This window comes from Geminocystis sp., from assembly GCF_041753295.1.
Taxonomy (GTDB): Bacteria; Cyanobacteriota; Cyanobacteriia; order Cyanobacteriales; family Cyanobacteriaceae; genus Geminocystis.
This window is the reverse complement of sequence record NZ_JBGSUU010000064.1, coordinates 50098-70328: the sequence shown is the minus strand read 5'-3', so window position 1 is coordinate 70328 and position 20231 is coordinate 50098. Positions and strand designations below refer to the sequence as shown.

The 20231-nt window shown below is 34.4% G+C and carries 19 protein-coding genes and 1 other annotated feature; of the genes, 8 read left to right on the top strand and 11 right to left on the bottom strand.

The window, feature by feature from the left end; all coding sequences use genetic code 11:
* Positions 1–190: 190 nt before the first annotated feature.
* On the top strand, positions 191–439 hold the full coding sequence (locus ACEW8E_RS06720; RefSeq protein ID WP_373479567.1) for a PEP-CTERM sorting domain-containing protein: 249 nt from the start codon (positions 191–193) through the stop codon (positions 437–439).
* A 103-nt stretch (positions 440–542) separates the two neighbouring features.
* Here ACEW8E_RS06720 and ACEW8E_RS06715 read toward each other — a convergent pair whose 3' ends face one another.
* Both ACEW8E_RS06715 and rdgB read right to left on the bottom strand, forming a co-directional pair.
* Positions 543–1436, bottom strand: a complete 894-nt coding sequence (locus tag ACEW8E_RS06715; protein WP_373479566.1) for an ROK family protein — start codon at positions 1434–1436, stop codon at positions 543–545.
* 40 nt (positions 1437–1476) lie between these two features.
* Entirely contained in the window at positions 1477–2058 is a 582-nt protein-coding gene (gene rdgB / locus ACEW8E_RS06710) for an RdgB/HAM1 family non-canonical purine NTP pyrophosphatase (protein ID WP_373479565.1), read from the bottom strand.
* A gap of 128 nt (positions 2059–2186) precedes the next feature.
* On the opposite strand from rdgB, the gene ACEW8E_RS06705 reads away from it, so the two are divergent.
* On the top strand, positions 2187–2363 hold the full coding sequence (locus tag ACEW8E_RS06705) for a hypothetical protein (RefSeq protein ID WP_373479564.1): 177 nt from the start codon (positions 2187–2189) through the stop codon (positions 2361–2363).
* A gap of 111 nt (positions 2364–2474) precedes the next feature.
* Here the strand turns inward: ACEW8E_RS06705 and ACEW8E_RS06700 are convergent, their stop codons facing one another.
* Complete coding sequence (locus ACEW8E_RS06700; protein ID WP_373479563.1) at positions 2475–3905, bottom strand: phosphoglucomutase/phosphomannomutase family protein; 1431 nt, start codon at positions 3903–3905, stop codon at positions 2475–2477.
* A 223-nt stretch (positions 3906–4128) separates the two neighbouring features.
* Positions 4129–4266 (top strand) — a sequence feature (ribosomal protein L10 leader region).
* Between the two features lie 144 nt (positions 4267–4410).
* Here ACEW8E_RS06700 and rplJ point away from each other — a divergent pair.
* Together rplJ and rplL are read left to right on the top strand one after the other, a co-directional pair.
* Positions 4411–4944: a 50S ribosomal protein L10 gene (gene rplJ, locus ACEW8E_RS06695; RefSeq protein WP_373479597.1), complete on the top strand. Its 534-nt coding sequence runs from the start codon at positions 4411–4413 to the stop codon at positions 4942–4944.
* A gap of 57 nt (positions 4945–5001) precedes the next feature.
* Positions 5002–5382, top strand: coding sequence for a 50S ribosomal protein L7/L12 (rplL, locus tag ACEW8E_RS06690; RefSeq protein ID WP_373479562.1), 381 nt, complete (start codon positions 5002–5004; stop codon positions 5380–5382).
* Between the two features lie 232 nt (positions 5383–5614).
* Here rplL and ACEW8E_RS06685 read toward each other — a convergent pair whose 3' ends face one another.
* The 5 genes from ACEW8E_RS06685 to ACEW8E_RS06665 all read right to left on the bottom strand — a co-directional run bounded on the left by ACEW8E_RS06685 (position 5615) and on the right by ACEW8E_RS06665 (position 9668).
* Positions 5615–6283 (bottom strand): hypothetical protein, encoded by a 669-nt coding sequence (locus ACEW8E_RS06685; RefSeq protein ID WP_373479561.1) that lies wholly within the window; start codon positions 6281–6283, stop codon positions 5615–5617.
* Positions 6284–6393: 110 nt separating this feature from the next.
* Positions 6394–8418, bottom strand: a complete 2025-nt coding sequence (locus ACEW8E_RS06680) for a ribulose bisphosphate carboxylase small subunit (RefSeq protein ID WP_373479596.1) — start codon at positions 8416–8418, stop codon at positions 6394–6396.
* A gap of 174 nt (positions 8419–8592) precedes the next feature.
* On the bottom strand, positions 8593–8901 hold the full coding sequence (locus tag ACEW8E_RS06675) for a EutN/CcmL family microcompartment protein (protein ID WP_373479560.1): 309 nt from the start codon (positions 8899–8901) through the stop codon (positions 8593–8595).
* A 15-nt stretch (positions 8902–8916) separates the two neighbouring features.
* Positions 8917–9255 carry a carbon dioxide-concentrating mechanism protein CcmK gene (locus ACEW8E_RS06670; RefSeq protein ID WP_373479559.1) on the bottom strand — a complete coding sequence of 113 codons (339 nt, stop codon included), beginning with the start codon at positions 9253–9255 and terminating at the stop codon, positions 8917–8919.
* 101 nt (positions 9256–9356) lie between these two features.
* On the bottom strand, positions 9357–9668 hold the full coding sequence (locus ACEW8E_RS06665; RefSeq protein WP_373479558.1) for a carbon dioxide-concentrating mechanism protein CcmK: 312 nt from the start codon (positions 9666–9668) through the stop codon (positions 9357–9359).
* Positions 9669–10029: 361 nt separating this feature from the next.
* Between ACEW8E_RS06665 and ccsB the strand changes: the two genes are divergently transcribed.
* Together ccsB and ACEW8E_RS06655 are read left to right on the top strand one after the other, a co-directional pair.
* Complete coding sequence (gene ccsB / locus ACEW8E_RS06660; protein WP_373479557.1) at positions 10030–11022, top strand: c-type cytochrome biogenesis protein CcsB; 993 nt, start codon at positions 10030–10032, stop codon at positions 11020–11022.
* A gap of 350 nt (positions 11023–11372) precedes the next feature.
* Positions 11373–11825, top strand: a complete 453-nt coding sequence (locus ACEW8E_RS06655) for a hypothetical protein (protein ID WP_373479556.1) — start codon at positions 11373–11375, stop codon at positions 11823–11825.
* Positions 11826–11890: 65 nt separating this feature from the next.
* On the opposite strand, the gene ACEW8E_RS06650 is transcribed toward ACEW8E_RS06655, so the two are convergent.
* Positions 11891–13150, bottom strand: coding sequence for an RNA-guided endonuclease InsQ/TnpB family protein (locus ACEW8E_RS06650; RefSeq protein WP_373479555.1), 1260 nt, complete (start codon positions 13148–13150; stop codon positions 11891–11893).
* A 116-nt stretch (positions 13151–13266) separates the two neighbouring features.
* Between ACEW8E_RS06650 and ACEW8E_RS06645 the strand changes: the two genes are divergently transcribed.
* Positions 13267–14367, top strand: a complete 1101-nt coding sequence (locus ACEW8E_RS06645; protein ID WP_373479554.1) for a Gfo/Idh/MocA family protein — start codon at positions 13267–13269, stop codon at positions 14365–14367.
* A gap of 189 nt (positions 14368–14556) precedes the next feature.
* A complete protein-coding gene (locus ACEW8E_RS06640) occupies positions 14557–16113 on the top strand; it encodes a hypothetical protein (protein ID WP_373479553.1) in 1557 nt (518 codons plus the stop codon).
* Between the two features lie 57 nt (positions 16114–16170).
* Here the strand turns inward: ACEW8E_RS06640 and ACEW8E_RS06635 are convergent, their stop codons facing one another.
* Positions 16171–17961 (bottom strand): diguanylate cyclase domain-containing protein, encoded by a 1791-nt coding sequence (locus tag ACEW8E_RS06635; protein ID WP_373479552.1) that lies wholly within the window; start codon positions 17959–17961, stop codon positions 16171–16173.
* A gap of 153 nt (positions 17962–18114) precedes the next feature.
* A complete protein-coding gene (locus tag ACEW8E_RS06630) occupies positions 18115–20118 on the bottom strand; it encodes a glycoside hydrolase family 10 protein (RefSeq protein ID WP_373479551.1) in 2004 nt (667 codons plus the stop codon).
* Positions 20119–20231: the final 113 nt, after the last annotated feature.

Below are 20231 nucleotides of genomic sequence, written 5' to 3'. Positions count from 1 at the left end.
TGTAGGAATTTTTAGTTCTGTAAATGCTGGTGCTAGTAGTCTTATCGGCGACATAGCTAACGTAGTTGTAGCGACTAATAACGTTTCTTTAACCTCTGGATTTAATGCTAATAATGATACTCTAGTAAATATTCCCATTAATATTAGCTTAAACAATGCTGGAACTTATTGGCTAGGAATTTTCCCTAGTTTGAATTTTGATCCATTTGATCAAGTATTCGTAAGTTCTAGTACATTAGCTGATACTACTGCAAATAATCAATTCCAAGTAAACCCAGGTGGTAGTTTCGGTTTCACTAATAATACTCTACCAAATACTTTGAATGCTTCTTATCGTTTGCTAGGGGAAGCTCAATCAGTACCTGAACCTTTAACCATCCTTGGTACAGCAATCGCTTTAGGATTCGGTACAATCTTCAAGAAAAAAGTAAGTCAATAATCCCCTAAATCCACAATACTGGGGACTTTTCTTATTTTACTCCCCAAAGTTGGGGGGAGGGAGGCGATTCCCAAAATTGGGGGCGGAAATAGGAAGACTTAACTTAATTTACCCACTGTTGCCAAGCTAATTTAGCCGCACCTACCATCCCTGCTTGATTACCTAACTCTGCTACCATTAATTTTAATCCTATACGAGAGCTTTCTAACACTCTACGATTAATTTCCGCTTCCGTTGAAGGTAGAAAAAATTTACTACTCCCACAGACACCTCCTCCAATAATAATAACTTCGGGTGTCAGGATATAAATTAAACTAGCTAATCCATAGGCTAATTTTTTACCATAATTTTCCCAAAATGTCAAGGCTTCATGGTTATTATTTTCGGCTAACTGTCCTAATTCGGCAGGAGTTTTTTTAGTATCTCGATAAATTGCTGTAGCTGATACATATTGCTCTAATGAACCTTGATTACCACTGTTACACGGATGTCCTTCAGGGTTTAGGGTGATTAAACCTAATTCCGCAGCAGATCCTAAACGTCCTGTAAATACTTTACCATCAAGTATTATTGCACCTCCTACTCCTGTACCTAAAGTTAACATAATCAAATTTTGATAGTTTTTTCCTGCACCTAACCATGCTTCTCCTAACCCTGCACAATTAGCATCATTGGCGATGACAGTTTTTAATCCTGTTTTTTTCTCTAATTCATCGGCTAATGCTACATTATGCCAACCTGATAAGTTAATGGCTACTAAGGCAATTCTACCATGAACATCGGCAGGACCTGGTGTACCTATACCTAATGCTACAGCTTTTTTATTTGAGTTTAATTGTAATACTGTGTTAGCGATCGCATCTATTACGGCTTCAGGGGTAGCAGGTTGAGGGGTAGGAATAGTAACGGATTCTAAACAAGTACCATTTTCGAGAAATCTGCCTAATTTTATGGCAGTTCCTCCTAAATCTACCCCAATTACTTCTTTTTCTGTCATTTTCGTTTATTTACTCCATTATATTTATAATATTACTCTCTTAGGAGGTAAAGTCAAAAGATTTTAATAACGGTGTTAAGTTAGCAAAGGCTTTTCCTCGATGGCTTATTTTACCTTTCAATAGTGGTGACATTTGAGCAAAAGTTTGCTGAATTTCTGGTACAAAAAAAATGGGATCATAGCCAAAACCATTGTCCCCTATGACTTGTGTCAATATTTCTCCCTGACAAATTCCTTCAGTCTTAATCATTATTTCTCCATCAGGATTGGCGATCGCCACTGCACAAACAAATTGAGCATTACGGTTGGTTTCTCCCTCTAACTCTCGTAATAAACGACTAATGCGATCATGATCTGTTTTACCATATCGAGAAGAAAAAATACCGGGTTGCCCATTTAAAGCATCTACCATTAAACCAGAATCATCAGCGATAGCCCATTGTTTTACAGTTTTAGCAATTTGTGAGGCTTTAAGAATGGCATTTTCCATAAAAGTTTTGCCCGTTTCTTCCACCTCTAATTCAGGAGGTTTTAAAGCTAATTCTAGGTTAAATTCTTCTAAATATTCGAGTATTTCTTTGAGCTTATTTTCATTACCAGTAGCAACAACTAATTTTTTCATATATTCAATATTAATAAACACTAATAATCATGATAAAAATGAATATTATTCATAACAACATCTTAAGATTTTAAGATAAATTGAGACTAGGACAAAAATAAAGTATTATTCTTCTGCTTATTTTTATTATGGGTAGCATTTTAAGTGGTATTGCATTATTTAGTATCTTAAATCAAAATACTTCAAGAGAAATTACCACCCAAGCATTAATATTAATGAAGACAATGAGCTCCGTTAGAAACTATAAAAATACTCAAATAAAACCAGAATTAAACACTCAATTAGAAGATAAATTTTTACCTTAAAACTATAATTTTTAATAACTAAAATTGGCATTAATTAATAAATAAAAGTAATCTTAACAGAAAATTTTAAACATGACAATCTTTAATAAACTAAAGGCTACTAATAACTAATTATTCTGTCGCCCATTTTTTTGCCCAAGTTAAATTTTCTTGAACAATTTTTAAAGTAGGTGCTTCGGAATATAAGCGTAATAATGGCTCTGTACCACTGAAACGAATTAACAACCAACTATCATCCTCCATACGATATTTATAACCATCTATAGCTAGACAATTAACTACTTTTTTCCCCGCAATTTCTGTTAAAGGAGTATTTTCTAATCTTTCTTGTAATTGATTTTTTTGCTCGATATTTGCTAAAGTTAAATCAATACGATCATAATCAGAAGTAAAATTAACTTGTTGTCGTAAATTTTCGTAAAGTTCTGTAATATCTTTTCCAGATTTTACCACCGCTTCTAACACATATAACGCTGATAATAAGGCATCACGCTCAGGAATATGGTTACTATAACCCACTCCTCCTGATTCTTCTCCTCCTACTAACACCTGATGAGTCAACATTCTTTCTGCAATATATTTATATCCGATGGCGGTTTCTGATAAAGGAATCTTAAATAATTGTGCTATCTTTGGAATTAAATCTGAACCGCTTACTGTTTTTACTATTTCTCCTTCTAGGTTTCTTCTTGTGGCTAAATGTTCGATTAAAATGGGAATTAAAATTTGAGTACTACAAAAATTTCCGTTACCGTCAATACTAGCAATGCGATCGCAGTCTCCATCAAACACTAAACCGATTCTAAGAGCATCAGGATAACTTTTTGCTGCTTCTTTGATCTGACGAAATAACTCAGGAATATAACGGGCTAGAGGCTCAGGAGCAGCACCACCAAATAAAGGATCTCTTTGAGCATTAATTTCAGGAATATCACAACCTAATAAGCGACTTAAACCCGTAGAAGCCGCACCGTGCATTACATCCACTAAAATCTTTAACTTACCCGAAGTAATGGCATTTTTAATTAATTCAATATCGACTTGAGAACGCAGTTGATTACAATAACTTTCCCAAGGATCAAATAACTGTAAAGTACCTTTTTTATCAGCTTTAGGGATATATTCTTCTAATCGGGATTCAACTTTAGATGTAACATCTTCCGAAACCGAACCACCAAAACCACCTTTGATTTTTAAACCGAGATATTTAGCAGGATTATGACTAGCGGTTAAGACTAATGCACCTAAAGCCTTCTGAGCAAATGCCGCCCAACTAAAAGCAGGAGTAGGAGCGAAGTTGTCTGATAATAACACATCAAAACCAGCATCTTGTAGAGCTTCTGCGGTAATTTGTGCAAAATCTTCTGCCATAAAACGGCGATCATAACCCACTATAATGAGGTTAGAATTAGGGTTCGATTCTTGTAAAACTGTAGCGGCTAGAGGTGCTAATTTAGCGACACGCTCAAAAGTGAAATCGGCGGCAATAACTCCACGCCAACCATCAGTACCAAATTTTATCGGATTAGCTTGGAAAGGCATAAATAATAATTAACAATTAATAATTAACAATGAACAATTAGTCATTACTTTTTGATTTTGCTCATCACTAATTATAAGTTATGTTTGCACCGTTACTCTTAAGGTTGATTTTTTTTCTTCTAAGTAAAAAAAATAAGCAAAGATTTTAAGTTAAAATAATGACAAAATTCTTGCAAAAAAAGAAGTTTTAAGTTATATTAATTAACTTAGGTCAAAATATATATTAAAATTTGGCAAAAAGCCGAAGACAGCGGGAGCTAATAATTAGCTTAATGTTTCCTGCCGAGGTTGATGCAGATACTGATTAAAAGTAATTTAGAACAGAGTTTATCTTTTCTTAGTACGCTTTTTATTATTAAAAATTATCTTAATTCATCAACCCCAGAACCCAGCTGAATCAATATAGCTAGGGTTTTTTAGTGTCCGTTGGTCGATAAAAACTTTTAGTTTGACGAAAAATCAAATTAGAAAATCACAAAATTCAACACCTAAGGAGGTGAGAACAATATCTAAATCCCTAGAGAGTAAAAAACAAGAAGTAGCTGAAATTAAACAGTTACTTGAGAAGTCTCAACTGGCTTTTGTCGTTAATTATGAAGGTCTTACTGTTGCAGATCTAACCAATTTGCGTACTCGTTTAAGAGAAGGTGGAAATCTTTGTAAGGTAACAAAAAATACCTTAATGAGTAAAGCCGTAGAGGGTAACGAAAAATGGGAAGCCATTAATCCTCTCTTAAAAGGTACTTCTGCTTTTGTCTTAGCTGATGAGGAAAATATTGGTAGTGCTGTACGCGCTTATCAAGCATTCCAAAAAGAGCTGAAAAAAAGTGAATTACGAGGCGGTGTCATGGAAGGACAAATCCTCAGTGAAGCACAAGTTAAAGCCTTAGCTGATTTACCTACAAAAGAACAACTCATTGCTCAAATTGCTGGTTCAATCAACGCTATTACAGCAAAAGTCGCTCGTGGCATCAACGAAGTACCTACTTCTTTAGCTCGTGCTATCGATGCTGTCAAATCTCAAAAAGAAGCCGCTTAATTACATTCGGCAATATAATTTATTTCATTAATTTTACAAAGGAGATTCATCTTAATTATGTCTGATAAAGTACTAAATATTGTTGAAGAGTTAAAAACTTTAACCCTCTTAGAAGCATCTGAATTAGTTAAACAAATCGAAGACGTATTCGGCGTAAGTGCGGCTGCTCCTGTGGGTGGCATGATGATGGCTGCTGCACCTGTTGCTGTGGAAGAAGTTGAAGAACAAACCGAGTTCGACGTTATCTTAGAAAGTTTCGGTGAGAAGAAAATGGACGTTCTTAAAGTCGTTCGTACTATCACTGGTTTAGGCTTGAAAGAAACCAAAGAATTAGTAGAAGCTGCACCTAAAGCTGTTAAAGAAGCTGTTGGTAAAGAAGAAGCCGAAGCTATTAAGAAACAGTTAGAAGAAGCTGGTGCAAAAGCATCTGTTAAATAACATCACCATGATTTTTTTCTCTTAGAGTTATAAAATCCATAGAGGCAGGTTATTCATTTATTTAACCTGTCTTTTTTCATGCTTTATTTAACCTCAGTTTGATGCTTTGAATATCGGTTTCAGGTTTCAGGTTTCAGGTTTCAGGTTTCAGGTTTCAGGTTTCAGGTTTCAGGTTTCAAAGAATGAGTTTATAGATTATTCAATATTCTTCCTATCTCCTATCTCCTATCTCCTATTTAGGTTTATTTTGTTTTTCAGGGAAAAGAGTAAATAATAATTTATTTATATAAACTTGACCGACTACAGTATTCCCTTGAGGTGTTTTTTCTTCCCAAACATCGGTATTGAAAATTTCTGTTTCTATTTCTTTGCCCGTTGAAGATTTTTGCTCATTTTCTTCTAAGACATTTTTATAATCTTTTCCTTGGTTATTATTTTCTTCTGTAACTGATGGATTATCGGTTTTTATATTTTGAGAAAAGCCTTTTTTAATATCGTCAATAATCGTCTGAGTCTGAGAATTTACTTCTTCTTCTTTTGAATCTACTTGACGAGAGCGATCGCCAATAATTGAACCTGCTGGAATAACGCTCATAGCTTCTACTTTTGCATTATAAACCGTTACCGAAGCCCCTAAAGAAACTTGTTGCCCAATAATACAACTACCAAAAATCAAACTTCCTGAACCTAAAATAGTATTTTCTTGAATATAAATATCTCCTTCAGAAGCCGTAATGATTGTCCCCATGCCCACACAGACCCCCTCACACAGAACAATTTTATTACCGTTGGTAGCATTTAAAATTACACCCCTAGCAATAATAACACTTTGATCGATAGTGACATCGCCTCGTATTTGGGTTGTATCAATAGTACTAGGTTGAAGAATGGGTAGTGACATTTAATCAATTAACAATAAATTATTGATAAGGAAAAAGGGAGGAGAAAAGGAAAAAGAGGAGAGGAGAAGATTTGTCATTCCTAATTCCTCATTCCTAATTCCTCATTAAATTAAGGTCTTTGAATGATGGCTTCTAAAACACGACGTTTAGCTTGGGTATCAATACCAATTAAACGGACATATTCACCACTATGATCTTTTACACAAGCCTCTAAAGCTGAAATTACCTGACTTTCATTCTTACTCTCGATGGGAGAACAACTTTGCCAAGATTTGCTTTTAAAACGACGTATATCTGCGTGTTCAGTGCCGATACGATACCCTTGAGATAAGAGAGAACGCACTTGAGCTAAAGTATTAGCATCGAGAGAACTACTACCATTTTGAGTTTGGGTATAAGCATTACTTTTTGCACTGTTATTCGGCCACCCTCCTGACTCAAGAGATAGCCCCTTCAAGTTGCTATGATTAGTAGAATTACCATTACTGGTGACGGGTTGAGCTTGATTAGTTTGCCCTGGGCGTTGAATAATCATCTCTAATACTCGGCGTTTTGCCTTAGTATCGATACCGATTAAACGAACATACTCCCCTGCATGATCTTGCACACAAGCGTTTAAAGCGGAGATAACCTGACCTTCGCTAGTACCTTTGATGGGGGAACAGCTTTGCCAAGATTTGCTTTTAAAACGACGTATATCTGCGTGTTCAGTACCTACTTGATACCCTTGAGATAATAAAGAACGAACTTGGGCAATGGCTTCAGCACTTAAAGTACTATTACCAAAACTAACACCGTTACCGTTATTTGCGGGTGGTTGATAAGTAGAACTTGCACCATTACCATTGCTAGAAATAGTAGCAGTTTCTCCCGGACGTTGAATAATCACTTGAGACACACGGCGTTTAGCTTGAGGATCAACTCCCACTAATTGCACATAATTACCACTCAAATCTGTCAAATAACCTTGAATGGTGTTAATAGCTTCGTTAACAGAATGAGTTTTAATGCTAGGAGCAGTTAACCATGACTTGGTTTTAAAGCGACGAGTATCGGCATATTCCACACCGATATTATAACCCCCTTGAATTAATGATTTAATTTCGTGAGCTAAATCACTATTGCCTTTACTAACATGACCGTTACCATTACCATTTACTTTAGCCGTGTTACCATTACTTACTTGTACTGGTGCTGGGGTATCTCCCGGACGTTGAATAATGGTTTCAGCAATTCTACGTTTGGCTTGAGGATCAACCCCAATTAAACGGACATATTCCCCTTGATGTTCATTTAATATATTGCCTAATTCTGCTAAAATTCCGCTTTCATTAGTCGCATTTAAAGAGGCACTTAACCAAGATTTACTTTTAAAACGACGAGTGTTAGCGTATTCCACCCCAATGGTAGAACCTTGTCTTAATAGAGACTTGACTTGATTGATAATATCTGTATTTAAACTCATATTAGTTACTGGTTGAGAACCATTAGTTTTATTATGGGTTGAGGTTTTAACTTCCCCGTTATTACTTTGTTTAATAGAATTAATACAAGCATGATTATCAGCACAATGATAACCAGCGGCTAATGTTTCATTGATATGGACTACATGGGCGGCAAATTCTCGATCTTCAGGTTGCACATCAGGAAGGCGATCTGCTTGTTGTTGATTAGTAATCACCGAACCAGAAGGCACATATTTTCCAGCAGGTATTTCTACATCTTGAATCAGAACGTGCATCATGACAATACAACCATCTCCAATTCTGGCATTAAATACCGTGGAGCGAAAACCGATAAAACAGTGATTACCTACATAAGCTGGGCCATGAATTAAGGCTAAGTGGGTAATGCAAGTATCTTCACCAATCCAAACGGAATAGTCTTGACCATCATCACCTTTAACTCTACCTTGCTCTAGTCCATGAATTACCACCCCGTCTTGAATATTGCTACTGTCACCAATAGAAAAAGGCGTACCTTCATCCGCACGAATAGAAGTACCCGGGGCGATTAAAACATTTGCTCCTACTTTCACATCTCCAATTAAATTAGAGAAGGAATGAACATAAGCACTATCATCTACTCTTGGTTGTGCCAAATTTTTTGACCAAGGAGTAGGAGGAGCAGCCATTGTCGGGACGCTCACAATAAACCTCCACTATAATTTTTTGACTTAATCTCTCAAGGACACTGATTAGGATGTTAAGAATATCTTTAGTAAATAATACTTTCGTCCTAATTTGTCCTGATAGATTGATTTTGTTTTAGTTGTTACAGATTAAAATTAAAATACTAAATAAAGTATTTAATACATTCTTTCTGCATCTTTCTTACTATAGAGCTTATCCGATGCCACCGTTACAGTATCTATAATGCCTATTACCATCGCATCTACCGGGCGTTCTTCTTGTCCAGTTTCCTTTCTAGCTGAACTGCCACGAGTTACAAGAACCCACTCATTGATTCCAGCGCCTACTATATCTCCTGCTACTTCATAGTTCGGGAGAAGATTACCACTAGCATCTAAAAATTGTACTAAAAGTAACTTGACACCAGTTAACGTCCGTGATTTGTGATTACTAACAACTGTACCACACACTTTGGCCATTTGCATTAATTTAATTCCTGATTATGGTCGGCGCAAAGGACGAGGATTGATACTTTCTCTGAATTGTTCTACTTCTTCGGTATAACGAATAGGTAATACATATTCAAGGTTTTCGTGAGGACGAGCAATAATATGATGGGATAAAACTTGTCCACCTTTTACTCGTTTGACGTTTTCAATTCCTGCGGCTACAGATGCTTGTACTTCAGAGACATCTCCTCTGACAATAACGGTAACACGACCTGTTCCAATTTTTTCATAACCCACACGGGTTACACGAGCGGCTTTTACCATAGCATCAGCGGCTTCTACCACGGCGGGAAACCCTAAAGTTTCTACCATTCCTACTGCAATTGACATATTTTTTTTTGATATTTTATGTTTGGAAACTTATAAATCAATAACTAAGAGTTTTATGTCTTTAATTTTGATCATCGATTTAGTCAACTATAAGCTAATTATTAATAGCTACGAAATTGCTCTACTTCTTCGGTGTAACGAATGGGTAAAACGTATTCGAGGTTTTCATGAGGACGTGCAATGATGTGAGTTGATAAGACTTCACCACCACTTACTCTGTTTGCCGCATCGATTCCTGCGGAGATAGAGGCTTGTACTTCAGATACGTCACCACGAATAATAACCGTAACACGACCACTGCCGATTTTTTCATAACCCACAAGAGTTACACGAGCGGCTTTTACCATAGCATCGGCGGCTTCTACTACTGCTGGAAACCCTAAGGTTTCGATCATCCCTACTGCAATTGACATTTTGTTTTTTCCTTGATACACTAAATCTACTTAAAATTGAATCCGAACCTACGATTAAAAAGTTTTTATCTACTCATAAACTTCCAAGACTAACAAATCAACTTAGTTAATCAGTAAATAATGAGTATTTTTACTTTGTTGATTCGTAAATTGACGAGGATTCAAGATATTTTTTAATCTATCTAAAATAAGCATAAACAAGCATGGTACGTTTGACAAGATAAATGACCATGATATTTATTAATCTATTCCTTAATAATTCTTAATAGCTATAATTTACATTAGATTAGTGAGTTAATTCCTTTCGACTTTGTCAGGTAAAAAATTTTCTAATTATTAATAATCTCAATATTTCAAACTTATGGATTTAATTAATTTACAAAGTACTTTAGATAATCTTTCTTTCGCTGTCCTTTTCCTGACGATGTTATGTTACTGGATAGGTACGGCGTTTCCTAATTTTACCGTTTTACCTAAAATTGGCACTTCTGGTATGATTATCGCTAATTTAGCCATGGCTACGTTGTTAATTGCCCGTTGGATTGAAGCTGGATATTTTCCTTTAAGTAATCTTTATGAATCTTTATTCTTCTTAACATGGGGAATTACCGCAGTACATTTAATCGCTGAGAATATGAGTAGTAGTCGTTTAGTCGGGGTGGTTACTGCTCCTGTAGCTATGGGCATTACTGCTTTTGCAGCCTTATCTTTACCTCCTGAAATGCAACACAGTGAACCCCTTGTACCTGCTTTGAAATCTAACTGGTTGATGATGCACGTTAGCGTAATGATGTTTAGCTATTCAGCTTTGATGGTAGGATCTTTAATGGCGATCGCATTTTTAATTCTAACTCAAGGCAAAGAAATTCAATTGAGAGGAAGTTCTGTCGGTACAGGAGCTTACCGTAATGTTAAAAAACTGAATCTTAACTATAAAGTGGAGTCTGTAACCTTCGACAGGGATAAATCTTCAGGAAATACTGCTGTTTTAACTCAACCTACCACAGAAGTTATTTCTTTATCTCCTGAAAGACTGAGTTTAATCGATACCCTAGACAATATCAGTTATCGTATTATCGGTTTAGGTTTTCCCTTGCTTACCATCGGTATTATTTCAGGAGGTGTATGGGCAAATGAAGCATGGGGATCATACTGGAGTTGGGATCCTAAAGAAACATGGGCATTGATTACATGGTTAGTATTTGCCGCTTATTTACACTCAAGAATTACTAAAGGTTGGCAAGGCAAAAAACCTGCAATTTTAGCCGCTAGTGGTTTTGTGGTGGTTTGGGTTTGTTATTTAGGAGTCAATTTACTCGGTAAAGGTTTGCACTCCTACGGATGGTTTTTTTAATAGCTATTGTCTTATGCTATTTTTTATGAGATTCCATTTGTATTTTAAGAAAAACATCATAATTATAGAAGTTACCAAAAACAACTATTTTTATCAGGTTTAAATACTCTTTATGGTGGTTTGTGGGCATTACCCACCCTACATTTTAGATTCTAAAATTGATTTTTGCTGATTAAGTATTTTTGATCTGATGCAAGATCTCAGTTAAATAAAAACTGTTAAATTAAAAGCATTCAATTTTGATAATTTTTATATATAAATAGTATTATAGTAATCCTATTTGAGTCTTAAGAAAATAATAAGTTAAATTTCCCCCAAAATTGGGGGTTAGGGAGCGAAACTTCTCACCAATGATAAAAATTACTAAAACGGGAATTGGGAAAGCTATTGTTTTTTTTATTTTTTTCAGTATCAATAGCGGTATAACAAGCAAAGTATCTGCTGATGTTGATAATTGTATAGACTATTTAGTTGATCAAGGTATGCGCGCTAGAGATGCACGGGAAGCCTGTTCAAAAGTCACCCATGACGATAAAAAAACAAAACTAAATCCATCTCAAAAAATGTGCTTTTCTGCACAAAAAGGAAATGGACAAAGTCTGCGTTATGAAAATGGTCAAGTTATGACTTATAGTGCTGGTAATCCTGGTGCAACTTGGTATTATTCTAATGGTCAAGTAATGACTCATAATGCTGGTAACTCTAGTGCAACTTGGTATAATCCAGACGGGAGTGTATTAGCTTATAGTGGATACTCAATTCCTCTACCGTTATCACTATATCCATGTAACTACATTGAATAAATCTATTTATAATCAACAATAACATTGACACTCCTCTGCCTAAAGGCGAGAGGATACTTAAGAAATTAGCCTAAACTTACGTTTAAGTAACTTATTCTCAACGGGCTAGTCAAAAGCCCACTAGACACTTGGGAGAAACCCTTGTGCTTACTTTTACGTCCTATATTCCATGCACCATTGCTGTCGGAATTAGTAACAGTACCATCTTTTGAGCGATACAAACCACGCTTAATTCTTTTCCCACTAAAAGTGTATTTAGTAGAAATATCTGGATTATAGGTAGGGATGTCATCGTTATCTAAGGCACTCGCTTTGCTGGTATAAGATTCTTCTTGTTCTATATATTGAATCCCATAGTTTTCACATAAAGCCTTTAGCTTTTCTCTAAGAGAATAATGAGGAATCTGAACAAAATTTTGATTGTTTCTGCGTCCGATATTGGCTTCTTGTTTCCAACCCTTGTTAACTCCTACAATTAAAGTGCCGATGTCTAATCTTAGACAATTATCAACAATATACTTAGCTGTCTTGTTTAGATAATCTCGAACTTGATTACCTCGCTTCAAGAGCAATTGTACTTGTCTTTTGGTTAATCCTTTTATCCCTTGTTTATCTTTGATGGATTGCAACCTAGTATTTTCTTTGTTGTACCACTGGTTATAACTTTTTAATCTTCTGCCATCGATAATAAACGATGCCCCATTGGTACTAACGCAAGTCGCTAAATTATTGATTCCAAAATCTACAGACAAAGCATTGTCGGACTTAAACTTAACAATTTGCGGTTCTTCCTCTGTGATAAATTCTACCTCAAAAAACTGACAATTATATTTAGGATGTATTCTGACTTCCTTTAATTTATCAGGATCTAATCGTTGAGGAAAAGGAATTTTGATTTCCCCATAATCTTTCTTAAATTCCCTAGACATAGGAACTTTAAACCACCCATCCTTAACTATAATTCGAGGTATTATCAGGGGGAAATAACCATCCTTCTTGAGATACCGTGGTAAAGAAATTTGGTTGAACTGATAATTGCCTGACTTCACTTTTTTAATTAAGTTGAAAAAAGAACGGAAACTTCTATCTACAACCTTCAGAGTCTGTTGAGCTATATTGGTATTTAGTAACTTATAGTTTTCATTAGTCTTGCATTGGTGATAATTGGACTCGTAACGCAGAAAACCATTCTCTAAAAAGAAAAACTGCCTGATCTGATATAGCCCTACATTGTATAAATTTTTTGTTAATCGACACAACCCTTGTAAAGCTACAAATTCAGATTTAGACAGTCCTCTAATTTGGTTCTTCTGTGTTTTATACATATTGTTATTTATTCAATATATATTTAATCTACAGCGAGAAAAAAGAAATGTCAACACTGAGATAGAATAATATAACGCCGTCCTAGAAGGAGGGGGTTTCAAACCCAAAGATTTTGATGAATAAGAAAAAAAAAATAGGTGTTGCCATTGTTGGCACGGGTTTTGGTAAACAAATTCATTTACCAGCATTTCAAATTCATCCTTCCACAGAAGTTACTGCTATTTATCATCGCAATTTAGATAAAGCAAGAGCGATCGCCCAAGAGTATAATATTCCTTATGGTAGTGATAATTTAGAAGAAATTTGCTCTTTGTCTGATGTTGATGTGGTTAGTATCTCAACACCGCCTTTTTTACATTATGAAATGGGGAAAATTGCCCTTGAAAATAATAAACATATTCTCATGGAAAAACCTCTTAATCTTAATGCTAATGAGACAAAAAAATTAGACCAATTAGCTCAAGAAAAAGGTAAGATTGCCATTGCTGATTTTGAATTTCGTTTTATTCCTGCTTGGCAACTATTAAAAGAATATTTAGAGCAAGATTATGTTGGTAATATTCGACTGATAAAAATAGATTGGTTAGTGCCTTCTCGTGCTAATCCTAATAGATCATGGAATTGGTATTCTGTCAAGGAAAAAGGCGGAGGTGCATTAGGTGCGTTTGGTTCTCATGTTTTCGACTATCTTCATTGGTTATTCGGTGAAGTAGATACGATTTCCGCTCATTTAAGTTGTGCCATCGCCCAACGGCCAGATCCTTTGTCTAATAACCAACTAAAACCTGTTACAGCAGATGATACTTGTTTAATCACCCTTGAATTAAAAACAGGCACACCAGTACAAATTAACCTAAGTTCTGTAACTTATCAAGGAAGAGGACATTGGTTAGAAATTTACGGCGAAAAAGGCACATTAGTATTAGGAAGTAGCAATCTTAAAGACTATGTTCATGGTTTTAAATTATACGCTTCTGATGGAGATAAACCGTTAACAGAGGTAGAAATACCAAAAAGATTAGCTTTTCCTCAAGTTTACACTGATGGCAGATTAGCACCTTTTATTAGAGTTGTTGATCAATTAGTCAATTCTATTGACACCAATATTAATTTACAACCTTCGTTAAAAGAAGGATATTATTCACAATTATTAATGGATTTAACTCAAGAATCACACCAACAAAAAAAACAGTTAAAAATTAAGCCTCTTTATTAGGATAAAAAATCTTGTTTCTCCGTATATATAAGGAGTTTTATGGAATTTTCATCTAAAAGTTCAGTAATTACTACATGGGGAAAAACAGTATTTTAGGTAACAATAAAAGATAGATAAATAAAGTGATCTAAAGACTGTAATTATAATTTTATTTGCCTTCACCATGACTGAATAAAAGAGGATAAGACCATGTTCAACAATAATCAAATTAGTAATAAAAAATCTTTTGGTACTAAATTTCTTTATGGACTTCTTGCACTTAATAAACATAGTCAAAAAGGAACAACCCTCGTAGTAGCAACAGTTATGGGGATGATGGTTATTGGTGCGGCAGGTTTAGCTATGGCAAAAGCAAACAGTGAAAAAACTAATACTATCGCTGATGAACAAACAAAACAAGCCATTGCGGTAGCAGAAACAGGTATTTCACGCATTCAAGGTTTATTTATCCAAGAACCTCGTTTAGCTCTAGTATTAGATGAAGAACAATGGCAAGAAATCGTAAATGATGGACCTGATAAACTAGACGGTAACTTAAATGAACTGGCCGATTCCGAATCAACTCAGACAAGCTGTAGTAGTAATCAAGGAACTAACTCTAAAACACAACAAGTAATTGATAGCTTACAAGCACAAGTTTTAGGCATACCAGATAATAATACTATGGGAGACACCACCCAAGATAGTGGAACTCCTCAAGGTTGGGTTTCATTAGATGATAAACGTCAATATCAACTTATTAGTTATGGTAACAATGACGGAATTGGTACTTTAGCTATTTTAGGCAAAGTTGGTGGTGATAACGGCTCTATGGCACGAATTAAAGTAGAATTTGATGCTAGTTTAGGGGGTTCTACTGCGGCTGATAATACTAAAGAAGTCCCTGGGCTTTGGATTACTGATGTCGGTAACGACTGGGCAAGAGATAAAGTTAATGGTGATATTAAAATATTTTCTTGTAAAACATTAAGCCAAATAACAGGTGCTCCTGATGAAGATAATCTTTATGATGAAGAGGCTCAATCCATTAGCGTTTCTCCTGAAGCTATGCCAGATACGCCGAATTTACCGTCTTCATACTATACTGTTGAGGGATCTGTCTCTGGAATGACTTTTCCTCGAAATGGTACACCAGCAGTTCCAGCTAAAGAAGCAGTTTATAAAAAAGGTGTTTTAATAACTCCCGCCGTTCCAGCTATTCCTGCAAGTCAAGGAGATGCTCCAGACTCTAGCGGTTATTATCATTATTTAATTGACAATTTAGATATTAATGGCGGTAGCAATGTAACCATCAAAGATAACACAAAAGTAATTTTTTATGTTAGAGGTAATATCAACTTAAGCGGTAATCCAGACATCAATCCTAGTGCAGTGAACACATCTGCTAACTTACAAATTTATGGAAATACTTACACTACGGGTAATGAAACAAAATACGGTTGTGGCTCTTTAGCTGTCGGCAGTCAATGTCCTACTTTACAAGCTCATTTTAACGGTACTGGTACAGTGAAAGCCTTTGTTCATGCTCCTGCTGCCGTTGGTAGTGTTAATGGTGGTGGTAATACTAACGGTAACTTTAAAGGTTCTATGTGGATTAAATCATGGGATTCTAGCTCTGGTAATTCTAAAGTAAAAGTTGATGCTGTTGGTACTTATAGTCAATATTTAGGTAGTGATAAAAGAGTAACTAAAAATACCTATACCATTGGTAATATTTCTAATTGGCAAAGAGAAAAAGCTCAATAACAATAAACAATTAACTTCCTAGGGGCGTAATATCTTACGTCTCTATTTTGTATTATTTTATTCAAAGTCACAAATAGTGTAACCATTTCTACCCTTAGCTTTGGTAATATATAAGGCTTGATCTGCTTTTTTAATCAAAGAGTCAATATCTTCACCGTGATGAGGGTAAATCGCAACCCCAATACTGGTAGAAGTTTGAAGCGTAACACCATGACAAACAAAAGGATTTGTGACAGATTTAATAATACGATCAATGATGACAATTAAATCATCTTTAGAGGCAATATCGGGTAATAAAGCGATAAATTCATCTCCTCCCCACCGTGCGAGACAATCACTTTCCCGAAGACAATGTTTCAGTCGTCGAGAAAACTGTTTTAGTAAACAATCCCCAATATCATGACCATGATTATCGTTAATTTGTTTAAAGTAATCTACATCAAAAAAAAGAATTGCTACTAAAATATTTTTTCTTTTAGCGTTAGCTATGGTTTGAGATAGGCAATTAATAAAAAAATTACGTTTATATAAACCAGTTAAACTGTCATGATAAGCCTGATATTTTAGTTGATTTTCTAATTTTTTTCGATCACTAATATTACTAAAAACAGCACAAAAAACTAATTTATTTTGATAGTTAATTAAACTTACACTTAACTCAACATCTACAGGTTCACATCGTTTTACTTTTAATTTTAATTCTTTTTTAAAACTAATTTTTTTTTCTTTTAGTTGTGTTAATTTATGCTTAAATTCTGGGTGTTTATTAGCTAATAATTCTTCTATATTTTTATGTATTAATTCTCCGAAAGAATATTTAAGGATTGTTGTAGTAGCAATATTTGCTTCAATAATGATAAAATCATCGACAGTAAATAAGATAATTCCTTCCGAAATTTGTTCAATAACAGCTCGATATTTTGCTTCGCTATCTTTAAATTTTGCTTCAATTTGTTTGCGTTCAGTAAAATCAAATAAGTAACTTCTAATCAGTTTTAATTCTGGTAAATAATGAATATATTGCTCAAAAGTTTTATGGTGATAATGTACTTCTCTTACAAATAAATTTCCTTGTATTTTATGGTCTGCTTTTAGTAAGTTAGATAACACTACATGAGTCATTTTTTCTTCTATTAAGTTCGGAAAACATAAACTTGCTGCTTGATTATAATAAGTTAACTTTCCTTGTAAATTAATTTCAATAATAGGATACGGACTAAGTTCAGCAAAAGAGCTAAGTTTAGAAATATAGTCAATAATATTGTCTTTATCTAAATATATTTTATCAATATTATAGTTATCTTTTGTTAATGTTCGTTTATCATAATCTTCTTGTTTATTATCTTTATCTAAAGTTTTTTCTAAGTCAATAGTAGTAAAAATATCAGTTATTTTTGAATTTTTATCAATAACAAAATACCTTGCTTTTGCTTCTTCACTAAATTTGATTAAATCTCCATGTTCTAAATATTTATTATCATATTTTTTATCATTAATAATTAAACCATTAGTACTCAGATTACCTGATAAATTTCCGTCAAAAATTTTATAAAAAAATAGATTCTCTTCTTGATTATATTCTTTTACAATAGTAGCATGGTGTCGAGAAACCGATTGATCATAAATTACGATTTCTGCATCATGACGACGACCAATTTCATAAATTTCATCTTGTAAATAGATAATTCTTTGATTATTTCCATCCTCAATAATCAGCAAATAAAAATAATGAATTTTATCCAACTCTTCTTCAGTTAAATTATTTTTCTGAGAATCTAAAACCTTTTGTAAAGAACATTTTAATTGTTCATCTTCGTTATCAAACCCAGAAGAAGATTGATTTTTCATGATTCCATTATAATAATTAATATCATTCATCTCTCTTCAGTATATTAATTAAAATTCAATAAAGGTATAGTAGAGTTACTTAATTATACTCAGTATAAATACGGAAATCAAGAAATGGATTATTAACAAGATTAAATTTTTTTAATGGATACTTTATCTATTCGTTGTTATTTTCTGAGGATTTTCTAAATTAGCAATAATAGTTCTTTCTCCGTATTGAAGTAAGTTTTCTAACGTCATTAGTCGATTATTCCAAGTTTCCACTTGTAAAGCATTTTTCTGTTGATGTTTCGCTAAATATCTAGGTAGTTTTGCTTTTAGTGATGATAATTCTTTTTGTGCTAAGAGCAAATTATTCCCAGAAGGGTTTTGTGCTAACTGTTTTAGGTGATCGCCTAATTGATCAGCTTGGGTTGCCCACTCTTTAAGAGAACGAGAATCCATGGTAATTTGATGATTGATTAAGAGAAAATTCCACTCTTTAAGTAAAGCCTGATAACGAGAAAAAGCACTTTCAAAAGGTTGACGATGGGGAGTCGGCTCTTGAGTTTCAGGTGCGATACCTTGAGTTTGTTTAAACATAACACCTAAATCAGAATTAAAATTTTCCGCTGCAAATAAAGCAAAACCCCCCGAAGGCATATTACGAATGGATTGCATTTGGTCAAAAGTTTCGGCATTAGGAACGTTTAATAAACGAATACCGGGGATAATTAAACTAGGATTTTTTTGAGAGAAGGCGAAAACAGCTTTAGTGCGATCTTCAAAACTACCAGTATCTAAAGCATAAGTCATTAATACCATCATATCTACCCATTCGCTATAAATCCATTCTTCCCAATGTTGTTGTAAAGTAGATAAACGTTCAAGACGTTGCATAGGAAATACAGCCGTAGAGACTACTAAATCAGGACGTTTACTTTTAAGCCGTTGAGAACTTTCGGCCACAAAACTATTAATTTGTTGAATCCGAAAATTTGTCCATTGTTTCCAAGCAGGAGAAGATGGTTTAATGGTTTTAGGATCAATACCATAGGTTTGTTTAAATAAACTGCGACTAACATCGGTATAACCAAAATTTTGCCTAGTAATTTTATCTTGAAAAGGATAACGAATATAATCTAATTGAATACCATCTACATCATAATTAGTGGCAATTTCATCTAACAAAGCTAATAAATAGCGTCTAACTTCCGGATTAGCAGGATCATAAAATGCTTTTTTAAACCCCGGAGTACGATTAAAAACATGACCATTTTGATCTTTTAGTACCCAACTTGGATTACGAGATAAAACAGGACCTAAATAATTCTCAGGTTGCCCTAAAATACGATTATGTCCTTGATTAGCCGCCGCAAAAATCCATGCCCAAGCGTGTAATTCCATGCCTCTTTCATGGGCTAACTCAATGGATGCTTGAAGGGGGTCCCATCCTTTCGTCATGGGGTTTTGAGCTGGTGCAACTCGACTAGGATAAATAGGATAACTAGAGTTAATAGTTTCAAAAAAGATGGTATTAATTCCCGCTTCTGCCATACGATCAAATAACGGTTTAAGATCTTCTTTTGACTTTGCCTTAACAATTGTACCTCGATCAACCCACATAGCTCTGACTTCTGGTTGAGCAAAATGACTATCCACGGGGTAGTTATCCCATAGACTACGACGAGCTTCTAGCCACATTTGTCTTGCTTGACTATAATTTTGTCGGGCTAAAATCGGAAAATCTTGTAATACTTGTTTACCATTGGCGATGGCTTTTGAAGCAGAATTATTACCATAACGATTAATACTCTTGCTTTCATTATTCCGAGAGTTAGACTTAGCAGGATTTTTTAAAACATAATCTGCCACCGTCGTCATCGGTGCATCATATTTTACTTGTTTAGCTTCTACCGTAATTAAAGTACTTTCTACTCGATAGATTAAATCTTGTAATTCTTCTACCATTTGATTAATCTCTTTTCCTGAAACAGAGTTAACAGGCAATGAAGCGTGAAGATTAGATGATTTATTTATGAAACTTGAAGAAACCGAATCTATATTATGATTAGAATCAAGACTTTGAGCAAAAACAGGAGGAGAAGAAATAATACTCACTAAAAGCAATAATTTTTTTATACTAATCCATAAACTTAATTTTTGGTGATTAATCATGATATTAACTATATATACGAATACTGACTTTTATAAATATTAAATAATTCTTAATAAATCATACCAACTGATGGTTCTTAATATCTGAAGGAAGTATAAAAACCTTGAAAAAT